Source organism: Pseudorhizobium tarimense (assembly GCF_022968135.1).
In the GTDB taxonomy this organism is placed as follows: domain Bacteria; phylum Pseudomonadota; class Alphaproteobacteria; order Rhizobiales; family Rhizobiaceae; genus Neorhizobium; species Neorhizobium tarimense.
The window spans coordinates 218,031-232,304 of the sequence record NZ_JALJRA010000006.1 but is presented as its reverse complement, the minus strand read 5'-3'; the positions used below and the strand labels follow the sequence as shown (position 1 = coordinate 232,304).

Annotated in this window: 22 protein-coding genes; 4 read left to right on the top strand and 18 right to left on the bottom strand. The window is 60.0% G+C overall.

Translation table 11 applies throughout. The annotated features are described in order from the left end of the window. Positions 1-67 precede the first annotated feature (67 nt). The 5 genes from MUU54_RS09285 to MUU54_RS09265 are packed head-to-tail and all read right to left on the bottom strand — an operon-like array spanning position 68 to position 4,109. On the bottom strand, positions 68-529 hold the full coding sequence (locus tag MUU54_RS09285) for a DUF6950 family protein (protein WP_247243748.1): 462 nt from the start codon (positions 527-529) through the stop codon (positions 68-70). A 1-nt stretch (position 530) separates the two neighbouring features. Further along, positions 531-1,163 carry a DUF2163 domain-containing protein gene (locus MUU54_RS09280; protein ID WP_247243747.1) on the bottom strand — a complete coding sequence of 211 codons (633 nt, stop codon included), beginning with the start codon at positions 1,161-1,163 and terminating at the stop codon, positions 531-533. Next, entirely contained in the window at positions 1,163-1,315 is a 153-nt protein-coding gene (locus MUU54_RS09275) for a hypothetical protein (protein WP_247243746.1), read from the bottom strand. The genes MUU54_RS09280 and MUU54_RS09275 overlap by 1 nt, the downstream gene beginning before the upstream one ends. After that, a complete protein-coding gene (locus tag MUU54_RS09270; protein ID WP_247243745.1) occupies positions 1,312-1,950 on the bottom strand; it encodes a hypothetical protein in 639 nt (212 codons plus the stop codon). The genes MUU54_RS09275 and MUU54_RS09270 overlap by 4 nt, the downstream gene beginning before the upstream one ends. Beyond that, complete coding sequence (locus tag MUU54_RS09265; RefSeq protein ID WP_247243744.1) at positions 1,950-4,109, bottom strand: phage tail length tape measure family protein; 2,160 nt, start codon at positions 4,107-4,109, stop codon at positions 1,950-1,952. Before MUU54_RS09265 ends, MUU54_RS09270 begins: the two co-directional genes overlap by 1 nt. A gap of 60 nt (positions 4,110-4,169) precedes the next feature. Here MUU54_RS09265 and MUU54_RS09260 point away from each other — a divergent pair, with 60 nt between their 5' ends. Further along, positions 4,170-4,565, top strand: a complete 396-nt coding sequence (locus tag MUU54_RS09260; RefSeq protein WP_247243743.1) for a hypothetical protein — start codon at positions 4,170-4,172, stop codon at positions 4,563-4,565. Here the strand turns inward: MUU54_RS09260 and MUU54_RS25190 are convergent. From MUU54_RS25190 to MUU54_RS09240, 4 genes are read right to left on the bottom strand one after another with little or no spacing between them, the layout of a single operon-like run. Then, on the bottom strand, positions 4,558-4,920 hold the full coding sequence (locus MUU54_RS25190) for a phage tail assembly chaperone (RefSeq protein WP_435532479.1): 363 nt from the start codon (positions 4,918-4,920) through the stop codon (positions 4,558-4,560). The genes MUU54_RS09260 and MUU54_RS25190 overlap by 8 nt on opposite strands. Next, positions 4,920-5,336, bottom strand: coding sequence for a hypothetical protein (locus MUU54_RS09250; protein WP_247243741.1), 417 nt, complete (start codon positions 5,334-5,336; stop codon positions 4,920-4,922). The genes MUU54_RS25190 and MUU54_RS09250 overlap by 1 nt, the downstream gene beginning before the upstream one ends. 9 nt (positions 5,337-5,345) lie before the next feature. Next, positions 5,346-5,840 (bottom strand): phage tail tube protein, encoded by a 495-nt coding sequence (locus MUU54_RS09245; RefSeq protein WP_247243740.1) that lies wholly within the window; start codon positions 5,838-5,840, stop codon positions 5,346-5,348. Between the two features lie 12 nt (positions 5,841-5,852). After that, on the bottom strand, positions 5,853-6,281 hold the full coding sequence (locus MUU54_RS09240) for a DUF4128 domain-containing protein (protein ID WP_247243739.1): 429 nt from the start codon (positions 6,279-6,281) through the stop codon (positions 5,853-5,855). An 18-nt stretch (positions 6,282-6,299) separates the two neighbouring features. Between MUU54_RS09240 and MUU54_RS09235 the strand changes: the two genes are divergently transcribed. Continuing rightward, positions 6,300-6,494: a hypothetical protein gene (locus MUU54_RS09235; protein WP_247243738.1), complete on the top strand. Its 195-nt coding sequence runs from the start codon at positions 6,300-6,302 to the stop codon at positions 6,492-6,494. Here the strand turns inward: MUU54_RS09235 and MUU54_RS09230 are convergent. Genes MUU54_RS09230 through MUU54_RS09215 form a run of 4 tightly spaced genes read right to left on the bottom strand, consistent with a single transcriptional unit; the run spans position 6,472 to position 8,572 of the window. Then, positions 6,472-6,918 carry an HK97-gp10 family putative phage morphogenesis protein gene (locus tag MUU54_RS09230; protein WP_247243737.1) on the bottom strand — a complete coding sequence of 149 codons (447 nt, stop codon included), beginning with the start codon at positions 6,916-6,918 and terminating at the stop codon, positions 6,472-6,474. The genes MUU54_RS09235 and MUU54_RS09230 overlap by 23 nt on opposite strands. Continuing rightward, positions 6,918-7,955, bottom strand: a complete 1,038-nt coding sequence (locus tag MUU54_RS09225; protein ID WP_247243736.1) for a phage minor head protein — start codon at positions 7,953-7,955, stop codon at positions 6,918-6,920. The genes MUU54_RS09230 and MUU54_RS09225 overlap by 1 nt, the downstream gene beginning before the upstream one ends. Further along, positions 7,952-8,137, bottom strand: coding sequence for a hypothetical protein (locus MUU54_RS09220; protein WP_247243735.1), 186 nt, complete (start codon positions 8,135-8,137; stop codon positions 7,952-7,954). The genes MUU54_RS09225 and MUU54_RS09220 overlap by 4 nt, the downstream gene beginning before the upstream one ends. A gap of 27 nt (positions 8,138-8,164) precedes the next feature. After that, on the bottom strand, positions 8,165-8,572 hold the full coding sequence (locus MUU54_RS09215) for a hypothetical protein (RefSeq protein WP_247243734.1): 408 nt from the start codon (positions 8,570-8,572) through the stop codon (positions 8,165-8,167). A gap of 106 nt (positions 8,573-8,678) precedes the next feature. Here MUU54_RS09215 and MUU54_RS09210 point away from each other — a divergent pair, with 106 nt between their 5' ends. Next, the gene (locus MUU54_RS09210) at positions 8,679-9,518 is read left to right on the top strand and encodes a hypothetical protein (RefSeq protein WP_247243733.1); all 840 of its coding nucleotides are present in this window, start codon (positions 8,679-8,681) and stop codon (positions 9,516-9,518) included. Positions 9,519-9,551: 33 nt separating this feature from the next. Here MUU54_RS09210 and MUU54_RS09205 read toward each other — a convergent pair whose 3' ends face one another. Further along, positions 9,552-10,040 carry a DnaT-like ssDNA-binding protein gene (locus MUU54_RS09205; protein WP_247243732.1) on the bottom strand — a complete coding sequence of 163 codons (489 nt, stop codon included), beginning with the start codon at positions 10,038-10,040 and terminating at the stop codon, positions 9,552-9,554. A 2-nt stretch (positions 10,041-10,042) separates the two neighbouring features. After that, a complete protein-coding gene (locus tag MUU54_RS09200) occupies positions 10,043-10,462 on the bottom strand; it encodes a hypothetical protein (protein WP_247243731.1) in 420 nt (139 codons plus the stop codon). A 424-nt stretch (positions 10,463-10,886) separates the two neighbouring features. On the opposite strand from MUU54_RS09200, the gene MUU54_RS09195 reads away from it, so the two are divergent. Further along, a complete protein-coding gene (locus MUU54_RS09195) occupies positions 10,887-11,300 on the top strand; it encodes a hypothetical protein (RefSeq protein WP_247243730.1) in 414 nt (137 codons plus the stop codon). 374 nt (positions 11,301-11,674) lie between these two features. Here the strand turns inward: MUU54_RS09195 and MUU54_RS09190 are convergent, their stop codons facing one another. From MUU54_RS09190 to MUU54_RS09180, 3 genes are all read right to left on the bottom strand, one after another. Continuing rightward, entirely contained in the window at positions 11,675-12,262 is a 588-nt protein-coding gene (locus MUU54_RS09190) for a hypothetical protein (protein ID WP_247243729.1), read from the bottom strand. Between the two features lie 53 nt (positions 12,263-12,315). Next, on the bottom strand, positions 12,316-13,320 hold the full coding sequence (locus tag MUU54_RS09185) for a hypothetical protein (RefSeq protein ID WP_247243728.1): 1,005 nt from the start codon (positions 13,318-13,320) through the stop codon (positions 12,316-12,318). Between the two features lie 97 nt (positions 13,321-13,417). Next, positions 13,418-14,209 carry a hypothetical protein gene (locus MUU54_RS09180; protein ID WP_247243727.1) on the bottom strand — a complete coding sequence of 264 codons (792 nt, stop codon included), beginning with the start codon at positions 14,207-14,209 and terminating at the stop codon, positions 13,418-13,420. Positions 14,210-14,274: the final 65 nt, after the last annotated feature.

Sequence of the window (14,274 nt, the reverse complement as noted above, 5' to 3'; positions counted from 1 at the left end):
CGCCGATCGTGCCGGCGCCGAAGATGACGCCAGTGACTGCCGCGATGGCCGTTGAGATAAAGGGCATCTATCGAACCTGATATGCTCGGAGAACAGCCGAGGGTGAAAAGAACTGAAGGTCGTAGCCGGTGGTGACTTCGACACGCTTGCGGCCATCACGTTCGATGTAACCGTAGATGGTCCGAACGGCGAAGCCGGCAGAGGTGAACACACCGCAGGAGATGCGACCCTCCCGCTCGATCACGCCCACGTCGCCGCGCTGCGCCATGAGCGGCGAGATCGGCTCGCCAAGAGCGTCAGCCAGCGCCTCTTCAACCGTCTCCTTGTAGCCGGCCTTGCGGAAGTGCTTGTAGCCCTCCGCCTCGGTCGAATACCTCTGGAGGTGCGGCAGGATGCGCTCGCCCGTGACGGCTTCGATGGCGTCCATTGCCATGATCCAGCAGTCCGACTCGCCCCATTCACCGGGCATAGCCTGATGCTTCGCCACAACCACGTTGAGGCGTTCTTCCCAGTCGGGATGTCTGGTCATGTTAATTACTTATCAACTTCGTAAAGATGTCGTTGTAGTTACTGCCACTTGGCACATTTGAACTTCCAGGCTTGCCCCATAGTACTTCAACGCGCCCTGCCCTGCCGGCGTGCTCGAAGAACTTGTCGCCCGGTGCGCGGCGCTGCTGGTCGGCGGTGGAGCGAACGCGGCCATTTTTGCGGCTGTAGTCGAGTTGGCGGCCTTCGCAGCGAGCCGCGAGGACGTAGCCACGCTCCGGGTCAACAGCGTGCTCGACGACATCGAGATAGCCGCGCGCAACCGTCTCCACCTGGATTAGCTCGCCTGTGTCGGGATGAAAATGCGCATCCATAACTCGCACAGGCCGGTCCCGGTAATCCTCGTTCTCGATCTGCACCAGAACCGCAGGCGTCAGGCCATCGTCTGGGCTTTCTGCAAGCGTAAGGGTAAAGCTGCCGTCTGCCGTGGTGCCGGTCCCGCTTCCGAGATCCGATACTTCGATCAGGCCGAACGGCTTGTATTCCACACCCTCCCACATCAGTGGCTCATTGCGGGCGATGAATCCATAGATGCCGGAGCCGAACTGGAGCCAGATCATCTGCCGCGTGGAGATGCGGCCCTCGTTGTAGAGGTTCTTGACTGCGGTCGAGAGCATCAGATGACCCGCTTGCGCTTCATCTCAAGCACGACGGCGACCACCGCCTTCTTGAACTCCGGATTGTACTTCGGTTCTGGCTGCGGCTCTGCTTCCGTCTCCGGCGCTGGAGCCGGGTTCTTCAGTTCCGTGGCCTGATCGATCTCGGTCATCTCAGCACCTGATACCCTTCGAAGGTTGCGGGAGTAGGATTCGCCACCACCTGATGCGACCAGGTGGAGTGATCCATGATGAATAGCGCACGCGGGCGCCAAAGACGGGCGACAGCGGCAGTCGTGAATGTCGAGGTATGGAGGAAGGGCGCCACCGTGAGAGCCAGCGCGCCGCCTGATGTTGCAGTGGCGGGAGCAAGGATCTCATAGAGCGCGGTATAGACGCCTTGGCTCAACTCCACCCGATCACCAGCAGAGGCCACATAGCCCGCAGGAACGCTTCCAAGCGTCAGCACCCCCGACAGGCCAAGCGAGGCCACCGTCGCGGTCCCTGCCCATCCAGAGGCGATTTCCTGCGGTGTCTGTGCCCCTTCATATGCAAGCGGAGCCATTTGACCAATGTCGAAGCATCGGAAGCGGTTCAAGCCGCCCTTGAGGGATAGCTTCCAAGCATGCCACTTCTGGCGGTCGTTCCGGTCGAGCGGAGCAGTCTCGACAGTAGCCTTCCAGACAGGATCAGCTACTTGGCTGATGTTGAAGGCGGTGCCACGGTTGAAGCCAGAGGAGACGGTGCCCTCCATCAGTGTGAAGGTGCACTCGACTACCTCGTCAAATGGCAGGTCGATGGCTGCCATTATGCCTTTCTCCTCATCTGCAAATCCGCGATCCGAGCCGGGAGCTTTGCTTCAGACTGGCTGATAGCCTGGCGTGTCACGCTCTTCACGTAAGCCTGCAGCCCGCCTTGATCGTCCACTGCAACGCCGACAGTCACATGCACGCTTTCAGCCTGCCCGGTCGCGCTTGCAACTCCATTGTTGTTGGCCGGCATAACCGGTGCGACATGGCCGCCGCTGGCATAACCCTTCGCCCGCTTGTGCATGGCGTCTAGGTTGCGAACGCCGATCCGATCGGTCGCCTTCTTTGAGAAGACGAACTCGCCACCGTGGACGATGCCCGCTGCCTGATGGGCCGCACCATTGCCGGTGTAGCCGCCGCTGGCATAGAGCCCGACAGGAGCCGATGGGAAGAAGCTTTTACCACCGCCGAACAGGCCGCCGAAGATGCCTCCAAGGCTGCCGCCGCCACCAAAGAGGCTGTCAAAGGCGGAATCCATGAGCTTGTCAGCGATTTTGCTGAGAGCGTTTAGAGCTGCATTCGCAAAGCTCTTCCATGCGCTTTCGCCGTTCGCGAGACCTGAGACAAAGTCATCCACAAATCCGCGGGAGACGTCTTTGGCGAAATCAAGCGCTTCTCTCGCCTTCTTCGTAGCGAACTCAATCGAAGCCATGACAGAGCCGAGAGCAGAGAGTTCGCCCTTCTGAGCTTCAGTGAGCGTGATGCCCTTCTGCTGCGCCTCATTCAACAAGCTCGTTTCATATCGCAGGGCCGCAGCGGCTTCTTCAGTCATACCAAGGGCAGCGCGTTCAGCCTCAAGAGAAGCTATCCGGCGGTTCGCACCGTCGACAATATCGCTGTATTTCTCGGCTTCGGTCTTGCCGCCACGGCCCTTCTTCTTCTTGTCGTCAACGGTTTCCATCCATCCGGCAAGCGCCTTGACCTTGTCGGCTGCCGCCGATGCGCCGCGGCCGATGTAGTCGAAGGCCTGTCCGGTGTAGTCGGTTCCTTGGGCAGCGTTATAGGCATCCTGAGCTGCGCCCATCGCTCCAGATGCCGCACCGGGGTTTGGATTCGTGACATTGCCAAACTCAACCGGCCCAAGGATCATACTGTTGTACGTCTCTGGGCTTAGAGGCTGACCGATGGATGCAGTCCAGAGGGCATACTTGTTGATGAGATTGTTCAAACCGTCGATCGCGGCCTGAACCATGATCTCGATCCCATCGATGACTTTTTTCGCCGTTGAGTACACGACATCAGAGAGGGCGGCTGGAAGTTGAGACCACACAGCTTTCAGGGCCTGGTACCCCCCAACGAAAGCTCCGATGACACTGTTAACCCCATCATTTGCAGCCTTGACGATATCAAAACCGAAGATCTGCTCCAGTTCTTCGCGGAAGATGTTGGCGGCGGCGACAGCTGCGGTGAGGCCGATAATGAAGGCCGTGGCAGGGTTGGCGATCGCGAAAGACGCCGCCAGAGATAATGCAGCCGCCGACAGTCTCCCTAGAAGGGCAATGAGGCTCACCACACCGCCGATGATGGCGGGTGCATAAAGAAGCGCCAGAGCGCCGGCCGCGGCTACAGCATACGGCGCAATCTCATCCAGAACGGATGCTACACCTCGGAGGGCTGAGGCAGCCAGTTTGGGCCAGTCAACCATCTGGAGCCCAGCAGCGACGAGCGCGACGAGAGCAATGGTCAAAAGCGAGATTGGAGCGATGACGGCAAGAAGCGCTCCACCGAGAGCCTTAACTGCACCCGCCGCGCCCATAGGGCCAAGCACGGCGCTGATCTGCGTTCCCTGCTGGAGGGCGATCTGAAGCGGGTTCATCGACATAGCGGCAGACACGCCGATGTCTTGGAACTGCGCGGCCAGATTGCCGACGTTTAATGACGCGGCGTTCATTCCTCGCATGTTTTGATTGGCGGCCTGAGCGTGGAGCCGCATGGCTCCTGCGGCCTTGGTTGCAGCCGCCGCCTCTGCATTAAGCGCCGTCGCGGCCTCATCCGCTGCCCGAGCAGCCATCTGGCCAGCCTTGGAAGATGTAGGTCCCAGCCCTTCAACGGCGCTCTCCGCACGCTTCGCTGCCCCAGACAGCTTGTCGAGCTTGGACGATGCCTGATCGACGTTCTTCGCCTGTACCTCGATTCCGAGGGAAGCCAACTCAGCCATGCCTTTGCCTTTCCTATGGTCACGACATATCGTCCCGGCTTTCAACCTGGAGGATGATTCATGCGTACGTTTGCTGGTTTTCTCTTTTGCCTAAGCCTCGCGGGAGGACAGGCATATGCAGCTTGCGATGCTGACGTTCTATCTATCGAAGAGTGGTCGATCCGGAGCAATCAAGACGAGGCGCTTGAACTTACACTGACACTAAAATCAAACCTAAAGAAGGACATCCGGATGATTGACGCCGATTTCAAGTTCCGAGATGCCCTCGGCGGTCATATCGCTGCAGATACAGTCAATCGCGACTTGGCAATTCCGAGCGGAACAGCCGTGACGATGACGAAGCGTTGGCCAAATACCTTTGAACGTCTACTGAAATTGAACCATGACGAGGTCTCAACAACAACCTGTGTCCGTTCCGTGCTCTACGAAGACGGCACGAAGGAGGAGTTCAGGTAGTTTCGCGCTTCACCACGCGCCGGTTCTTCGCCGCCGCACGGATACGCTGCTTGGATTCCGCCACGTCCGCCTCTGTGGCCGCCTCCCGCTTGTGCCCGCCGGTCTTGTTGATGACCGAAAGCACCTCAGCGTCGATGCTCCGAATGACGGAAAGCTCCCACGGCGAGATGATAGCGCCCGACAACCGGCAGAAGCTCTCGATCTCGCTGTAGGTGATGGGATTGGCCGAAAAGCCGGATTGGCGGGTGTTGTGGAGTTCGATGAACCATCCCCAGATATGGAGCCCGAATTCAGGCTCCTCTGGTGGCGGATCATTCCTGCGGCGAGGAAGGAAGAACGCGGTCGCGTAGGCGATCAGGCCTTCCGCGACCGCTTCGTAAAATTCGCGTCCTCGTCAGCCGCAGCATCCACCTGCTCTGCGATGAAGAAGTAGCGAGGATCAGAGATGATCTTCATCACCTCCTCAGGCGTGGCGGGAACAGCCTGGCCGCCCCGGGTCATATTCCAAGAGACGACGGAAGCCGCGACGATTTCGTTCGTGCGCTCTTCAACCTCTTCCACGGTTCCGATTTTCTTCGGGTTCTTGCGGTTCTCACGGATGGCAGCATTCGCCAGCTTGCGCTGGATCCGCTTCACTCGTTCAGATCGGTAGGAGGCCACCTCGATCTCCAGCCCCGTCTTCTCGCGAGAGACAGGGTGGATGATCTCGACGGTGAAGGTGTCTTCGAAGTTGAACGAGACTTCCTGCTCGAATTTTTCGAGGTCGAACATTGGCGCTCCTTACGGCGTGGTGTCGGCAGGTTCGACGGTCAGGATCTCGGTGTTGATCCCGATTGCGAACGTGCGGCGAAGAACATTGTCTCCGGCGCCGATCTGCTTGCGAGCGGACATCACCAGCCCGCGGAAATAGTCGACGCTGTTGGAGAAGTCCGCGCTCGGAGCGTCTTCGTATTCCACCTTGAAGTTGTAGAGGAACTTCGTCTGCTCGGCCGCACGAAGCGCGATCTGGCCCGGGTCGAGCGGGTCATCACCGACAACAAGGGAAATAGTGCCAGCATCACGAGCGCCCTTGAGGTGACGAACGCGGCCGTCACTCAGAGACTGGAAGGTGACATCGGCGGATTCGTCACCGATCTCGCCGCCGTCCTCGACCTCGCCAATCGGAACCCAGGTAAGAGCCTCAAAGGCGGCAATGGCCGTGGCATCAGAGGTGTAGTCGATGGAGGTCGTGCCGCCGATGAAGAACTTCGCTCCAGTAGCAGTCGTTATAGCCATCGGTGTGCTCCTTTATGGCTGGTAGGTTTCGTACTCGATGGTGACAGGGACCGTCACCGAGCCATTCTGAGGCGGCTGCGGGATGGCGTATGGTTTGCGGTAGATCTTCACCCGGACACCGCTCTGGTCGAGGATGAGGCCAAGCGGGAAGTGCGCGATGATCTGGTCAGCGATCTGCAAAGGCTTCACCATGCCCGCCCCGTCCCGATGGTGGACGGTGACTTGAAAGATGCCCCGATGTTGCTGGTGACCGAGCGACAGCGTCCGCGTCACAGTCCGGTTTGGCAGGAAGAAGACCTCAAGGTATTCCCTCGGCTTCGTCTGCCCCTCGGGCGGGAACTGAAGATTAGGCCAAGCGATCGGCAGCGCTGGGTTGAGCGTGAGGTCCGATAGCCTGCTGGATAGCGCAGCAAAGATGTTCGCTTCCACACCAGTGGCCATTCGTGTAAACCCCTATCCATGTCAGAAAAGCCGCCCCTCACCGACGACCAGGTTCATGCCAAGCTGGGCGAGGCGTGGAACCTGTTGGCCCGAGAGAGCGGATCAAGCGAGTTTGGTAACAACGTCCTGGCTACCGCCCGGAAGGTGCTGTTCACCCTGCAGGCCGCGCTGGTGAAGCGATCAGATGACGCTAAAGCCCAAGACGACGCTTGAGCTCTGCCGCCTGCCTTTCGACTATTCCCTGCCACTGTTGGGCAGCTGAGCGCACGAAGGCGTCAGGAGGCTGACCATTACTGCCGAACTCGCGAAAGCCAGCGTACGCGGCCGTGTAGCCGAAATAGAGCGTGTCGTGCACATCGGCCCCGGCTATGACTGCTTCGACCTGGCCGAAGTCGGCAGAGTATGAGCCTCCCTCACGCGGCTGCGCTCCCGGGTGAATGCGAGGCATTGCAGCAGTCGAGGCCATCAGAGATGCTCTCAAGAAACCGGTGTCGACGCGCATGCTGCCACCTTGCGCGACTGGCTTCTGCATCTCCTCCACGACTTCCTGCACGCTCTCCTTGAACACCGCTTCGATTGCGCCCGGCACCTTCTCAGCGAATGCCGCCACCTGCGCAGAGAATGTCAGCTTCGCCATCAGGCAGCCTCGGCACGGAACCTGCGCTCCACGGCGCCGATATAGTCGATCTTATAGGTGACGTGGCACCTGCACCCGGAAATCTCGTTGATCGGTGCCCTCGGGTCTCCTGGGTACCGTAGCGCCGCTCCCGATGGGCTGATGAAGACGCCATCGATCGGGACTTGCGTGTTGTTGAGCGCCCTGTGGGTATGACGCACGCGGTTATCACCGGCAGAACGCCAGATCTTCACCACATCGCGGGCTTCGATCTTGCCGGCGTTGATCTGTTGGCGAATAGCGTTATCCCGGGCAGAGCCGAGCGCCATCATGGTTTCGGTGCGGGCCACCATCTCGCCGCGAAGGCGAAGGTTGTTGTCGTTCAAGCGGCTGACGATCCGCTGCACATCTTCTGCCTCGAGCGCCTTGCCGTCGCGGATGGCAGCGAGAACGGTGCGGTCGAAGCGCTTATCCCGTGTCGTCAGGTCCAGATACTTCTTCATCAACTCCGGATCGCCAGAAAGGAGGTTTTGCCGGGCCCGCTCGATGTATTCGATCTGGCGCTGCGTCAGACCGATGACACCGCCCTCACGCTTGCCGCTCACCCGATTGACCCTGCCGACCACATCAAGAGCCGTCTGGCGAGGATTGGCGCCTCGCTGCAAGCCTTGCTCCAGCGCATAGCGAACGCCCTGGCGCTGATCCTCCGTGATGTGCGTCACCATCGAAGACGACAGCTCGCGAAGGATGGCCTCAGCCTCCGGGTTGCGGACGCCAAAGCGGAAGACGACCTTCGCGCCTTCCGGATCCCGCACCGTCGGCAACTCGCCAACGGCATTGATGCCCCCGGCATTGAATGCTTCCTGCAGAGCGAGGTCGAGCGCAGAGAATGCCTCCGGCTCTAGCATCATGGCCTCGATCGCCCCATTCAGGTCGCCACGCTCCAGGCGCTCAATCACGCGCTGGAGAACGATGGCAGACTTGATGGCCTCAACACCTTCGCGAAACGCCGCTGCAAGGCGAGGCTCATAGGTGTTGAGGAGCTCTTCGAAGGTCATGCAGCGGGTGCGCTCGCCTTGGCGATCTGCTTCTCAGCAGCCTGAGTGGCCGCTTTGACCATACCCTGCTGCTCGAGCGCCTTTGCCTCATGAGCAGTCAGCATCGGAGTGTCGCCAATCTTATAGCGGCGGAATGCCTGCGTCACTACCACCTTGACCAGCTTGCGCTTGCTGTCAGCCATCGGAGTTTCCTTTCCTTAGAATTGTGATCAGTTCACCAGATCGATTTCGTACAGGACGGCCACGCCGGCAGGAGAGAGAGGACGAACCTCTGCAATCTCCACCCACGGGCTTGCCTCTGTGGCATCCTCCGCCTTTAAATTGATTGCCACCTGATGGCTCTTCATCGGCACAGCCTCAGGATCGGCCGTCACGGTCAGCGTATGGCGCGTCTGGCCGATCAGCGTGCCGGATTGGTCGCGGATCTCCTGGAAGCCCTCCACGGCATACAGCGTGCGGTATATCGGCGGGCCGATGGTCGGATCCCATGGCCGATCTGGATCTGTTGCGCCGGGTATGCGCAGCGTGACCGGGTAGCCGTCAGGCTGGGAGACGTCGGAGACCGAGCTGATGGCGTCGGCCACTTCAGCGGCAATAGCGCTCCAATCCTCAGGCATGATTGTGTTCCTTTCGGCCAAAGCATCTAAACTGAACTGTTCTGTTACTCTTCCATCAACGGAAGGCGCTTAGGCAGAGAGGCCAACGCCGGTGCGAGAGTGCGCTATGACTGATGATCTTCTGGGAACTCTCTACTGGACGTACTTCGCCCTCGGTCTGGCCAGCCCCTTATTGCCATTCACCCTAATGTGGAGGACGGCTTGTCTTTCCGCCGGTGCACTACTGGCCGCAAACCTTTTCGCACAACCGGTCCATTGGTCCGACGAAAACGTCAGTCATACATTTGGACTCTTGATGCTACTAATGTTCACTTCAGTGGTGGTGCTGGCCTTAGCCGTGCGATTTCTCATAGTGGTCGCAAAGGGTCCTGCTACTGACGAGGTTCTAGGCATCGGACAGTACAGTCACTGGCGTATTTGGATCGACCTGATCAACCTTGCGTTTTGGGGCGGCATCGCAGGAGTGTTTTTGGTCATTCTCCTTGCCCGTCTGCTGGGTGGGCTCCAGGGCGGACATTTATTAGATCTTGGCATCGCACTTGCGGGCGTTGCTGTCGCCGTCTTCGCTGCTCTCCGCTGCAGCAAGATGATCGCGGTCCCCTTGTCCAGTATAGGAATTGCAGTGTCAGTGCTTAGCTTCATTGGTTCAGGCCAGACCGACCGCATCATCGGTGAAGCGGAGGCCTTGGCTGCTGGACGTCCATGGTGTCTGGTCACGCCGACGACGGACGTCCAGCAGCCGACGCTTGCGGCGCTGGGCTTCTTTTCGCTACCGAAGGGTAGACTAAAAGCTCACTTGGTCTTGCGGATACGTGATGGCGACGAAGACATAAAAGCGCACTGGTCGATCCGGCAGCAGCGATTTTTCAACGGCGCCTATAATCTCGTTCCGGCCTGTGATTATCGTACTGACTACGCTGCGGCCCTAATGCAGGGTCGGGTTTGATTCCCGAGAGCACTCCCATACATTGGAGCAGGCTCAGAACCTCGCCAGTGTTGAGACGGTGGTGCCGGTTGGGGTGGCAGGCAGGATCTCGGCGAGGATGCCCTCGACGATCGGCAGCACGGCTTTGCCGGATACGTCACCGACGACGCTCCATTTTATGCCCTTGACCTCTGTCAGCACCTTCTGCGGTCCGGCGGCCACGTCTGGCGCCAGCGATCCTGGCTTCACCAGCTCCCTCAATGCAAGCTCGTAGGTCGCCTTCTCGACTGGCGCTGGCACTACGTCCGCAGGCAGATCCTCGCAGCGCCAGACTACATCAGCACGCGGCCAGAGGAGAACCTGATCTGCAGAAGCGACCACGCCGGGGTAGCGCGCACCGTAGAGAGCATCGAGAGCCTGCGAAGCGCGCACCAGAGCAGCAGTGCGCTTGCGATCGTCGACACTCGCCGCGGTCCATGCCGCATTGCCTCGTGCTTCGTGATAGGCCAGCGCAGTCGGAAGAGTGCCGTAGTAGTCTGCCATGATCACTCCTTCGTCGTCGGCGCGAGCATGGTTAGCAGATCACGCGCTTCACGTAGCCGACGATCAAGCCAATCAATGCGATCTTGCGTGTCTATGCCTCCCCACGTGCGGACGCGGCCGTTCGTCTCCATCGCGATTATGCAGACTAGGTTGTCCGCATCCACCCGTTGCAGCATCGAGCGCAGCGCTGCCGCAGGTGAGGCATCACTGAACGAGATGACCTTGCTGTCCGTCAGCTTGTCCTTCACAGGCCCAGCAGGCTCGGGAAGTTCTCTGATCCACTCGCCGTTGTCTGAGCCTTTCAACTCGCACCCGGCACATTCCGTGATCCCACCCTCATATAGCTTGAATGTGGAGCACCCGCAGGCAGCGCAGCACCATACAAGCGGTTCGCGCCTGCCGAGATCGACAACGTTGCTCATGCGATGCCTCCAGATGTTGAGTGGTGCGGGACCCCATTTGGTCTTGGTGTTCGTTTGGTCTCGGGAAGGAGAACCAAGATGAACGGACATAGACCGGCAGGCGCCGCCGATTGGCCGAGAGACGAAGCCATTGCTCCAATCGGAGTGGCGCAACCCTGGGCGAGCCGGTCAGAACGCGACCGCGACAACAAAGATGATCGCGCCCCACAGTATGATGCTGATGCCGTCCCGCGCGTTACCACCTGCTCCCGGATCTTCAGGTCCTGTTATTCATTCCCGACTAGACCAACGCCACTAGAAGGTAGCGCAACTAGAGGCGAGAATGTCTACACTCAACTTACTACCGTTGCTTAGCGTGCTATTAGGCGCTCTCATTTCTGGGGGAACAGCCTGGATACTACATCGAAGACAATCCGCAGGCGCGGTGAAAAGACTTATCCTAGAGCGCCTTGAGAAGGCCTACGAGCTAAGCCAATCGGTCTACGATGGCTACGAGTTGCAAAATCAGCTCTTGCTGAACACCCAGTTGAGGGACGCAAACGAATGGCTCACGCTACGTAAGCATCCGGGCAAGGAAATGAACGAGCTAAAAATGCTCATAAGAGTATACGCCGACGGACTGATTGAAAAGTTGGATGCCATGGACGTCCATCATCAAGACCTGAAGACCCTGCACAAGCGGATGGATAACGTAGTTCGAGAAGGGACCCCCCCACTGTCCGCCCGAACGCAGACTGATCAACAAAGGGTAGAAGCCGATCTGGCTGCGCTCGGAGACGCCACCAATGCACTGAAAACCGAGCTCGTGACCCTGTTGCGTGAGCATCTACCCCGATAACTCTGCGCTTCTCGCTGCTCCCGGAGGTTAGGGTGTGGCTGCAGAACCGCTCTACCTCTTTAAGATAGGTATCTGCGACCGTGCTTTATCGTACAGTGTTCGTCCTAAGCCGAGCAGCGGCAGGGCCTCGACCTCCGGAGAAGCCCGCCCATTCCACTTTACGCGGGCTTCTCTGCGTTTGCGGTCAGGGCGCTCGTTACGGCTACCGCGTAGGTAAATGCGGGTCTCGGTTTGCCAACTTCACGAAGGGAACGTAGCGGCTTGCGGGCGCTACCCTTTCCGTTGCAGCGGCGATGCGCTTGTCGAGCAGCATGTTCAGCTTTGCTCACACTCCAATGAGGCCGGCCGGGGCCGGTTCAGCCCCAGCCGGTGTTTCAGCCGCGAAGCTTGAGCTCGGCCTCGATCGCAGCATTGGCTTCTTCGCCGTTGCTGATCGGATCGTCGCTGAGCTTGGAAGCAAGCGACCGACGCTCCTGCCAGGTGAGGTCCTTCCAGTTGGCCGGGATCTCGATCTTGACGCTCGCGTTGGTTTCGCCGGCGTTGCCGATGCCATCTGCGGACTGATCGCCAACGATCTTCTGCGCACCGGGCGTCACTGCCTCGCCTGCCTGCTCTGCCGTCTGTGCCGCCTGTCCGGTCGACACATCCGTGTTGCTGGCCTTGATGCCGATGCCCCCAACAGCAGAGACTTCGGCATTTGCTGCGAAGTTGCCTTCGCTGTCCGCAAGCGGACGGCTGGTGCCTTCCGGATCGGGCTTGATCGGCTCGATGCTGGAAAGGGCGGTAGAGGACTGCCGAGCCGCCTTCTCCGCCTGCTCAGCCATCTTGTCGAAGGCATTGGCGAGACGGTCAACGGCACTGCCGCCCATTCGGTTGGCGCGGGAGCGCAGGATCTGCGACCGGCTTTCGTCACGGCGCGCGATCGCTTCCGCAAGCTGCGGATCATTCTGATGATCGGTCATTGTCATTTCTCCAGATTGAGGGGGTGAATGGAGAGGGGCCGAAGCCCCTGCCCTCAGCCGTTCGTGACGACGGCGACCATTCGAACCAGCTTCGGATCATAGACCCGCGTCCAGTTCGCGCCGTTAGCGAGCTCCGCATCGGTCACGCCGGATGCCGAAGCGGGTGTGCCGGAGAAGGAGACGCCGCGGGGGTGCATGACCCAATGGCGGCGATACCAGACGGTCTCCACGCCTTCACCGTTACCGGCAGCCGCAACGCTGTCGATCTCGACCGGCTTCTTCGGTCCGCCCTCACCGGTGGCCTCGGCATAGCCGATGGCGCCATTGCCGAAGAGGTAGGAGGTGTACTTGAAGCCGGACGTCGTACCTGCCTCGCGTGGGCACTGGTCGGAGACATAGACGATCTTGTCGTCCCACATGTCGAAGTCGAGGCCCGTCGCCGGATCCTTGAACTTCTCGATCGCCCGGGCAGCGCGCAGGTTGTAGAACACCCGCGAGTGCATGAGGACGGCTGACAGCGTGGTGCCGTATTCGCCGAGCAGTGCATAGGCATTGGCAGCAATCTCGGCGTCCAGGTTGACGGGCGACACTGCGCCGTCTTCCGAAGCGACATCGAGAACGTTGCCCGCCATGCCGGCCGACGCGAAGACGCCGCGCATCTGCTCGCCCATGATCCGCTGTTCTTCACGAACCCAGTACTCAGCAATGAGCTGAGCTACGGCATCGAGCGGATCTTCCGCCAGCATGGAAGCGACGAGGTTCGCCGACTGCCAGCCGTTGTTGCGGCGGATCTTGCGAGCCATGTCCTGGCCCTGAGTCAGCTTGTTAGGCGTGGCTGTCTGCGCCGGGTCATCCGTCGAGACGTTGGAGTTGCCGGTCAGGTCGTTCCAGAATGGCATCTGGACGAGATCGCCGGGACCATTGGCGAAACGCTGCAGTTCAGCGTCGGTGGAGACGATCGGCGAATTGCGGATGCGCGAGAGCTGCGCAATGCGCTGTATCGTCGTGGGAAGGAAGAGCGGGCCATAGATGACGTCGCTCAGACGAGTGGTTGCCATGTCGAGGCTCCTGTCGTTTGGAGGATGTGGGGTGGATTGTCTCGGTCACCCCACTGGGCATGACCTCGTCTATGGGTGGCGCCACTGACGCCCGGTGTTACCAGTTGGGAGTGACGCCTGCGGCCTGCGCCATCTGGCGAGCCTTGGACGGGTTCTCCTGGATGAGTTGCTGCTGCTTGGTCAGGTTCGGCTTCTTGCCGTTGCTGCTGTCCCACGGGTTGTCGCTGAACTGCCGGCCGTCGCCGCCCTTGGCATCGCCACCGGTTGCCTTGGCAACGAAGGGTTTGCCCTCGTCCTGGCCGGCCCAGTTGCGGACATAGTCGCTGAGTGGTGTGCGATCGTTGACGCCATCGTCCGCGAAGACATGAATGGCATCGTCGTCCTCGACCAGCTTGATCTGGCCCTTCTCCTTCAGGAGCGCCTTGGCGGCCGGCAGGAATGTCTTGTCGATCCCCGCATCAAGCAGAGCCTTCGTCAGTCCGTCGTCGACCATGACGCGCCGGAGAGTGCCGTCGAGCTTGTTGGCCCGCTCTTCCAGCTTTTCGCGTTCCTTGGCAAACTTCGCCTCGAGCTGCGTCTTCTGCGCTGTCAGGCGCTCCTCGATCTTCGGCGGCTCTTTGCCTTCTGCCTGGGTGCGAAGAGATTCGTATGCATCTGCGTCGAAGTCTTCCGGCAGGCCTTCCAGCCGGCTTTCGGCGGCGGTCAGCTTTTCGCTGATGGTGCGCTTCTCGCCGCGGACGCGATCGAGGGCCGACTTGAGCGCCGCGGCGCCGGGATGGGCTTCGATGCCCTCGATGGCGAGAATGAACTTGCCGTCCTTCTCCTCATAGAGCGAGCGGTACTGCTCCTCGACACTGTCGAGGCTGTCGATGATTGCCTTTAGGGCCACTGGCCTTCTCCTGAGTTGCGCGCCCTGAGTGGGCGCATAGAATGCCGCCGACTAGCGACTGGGAA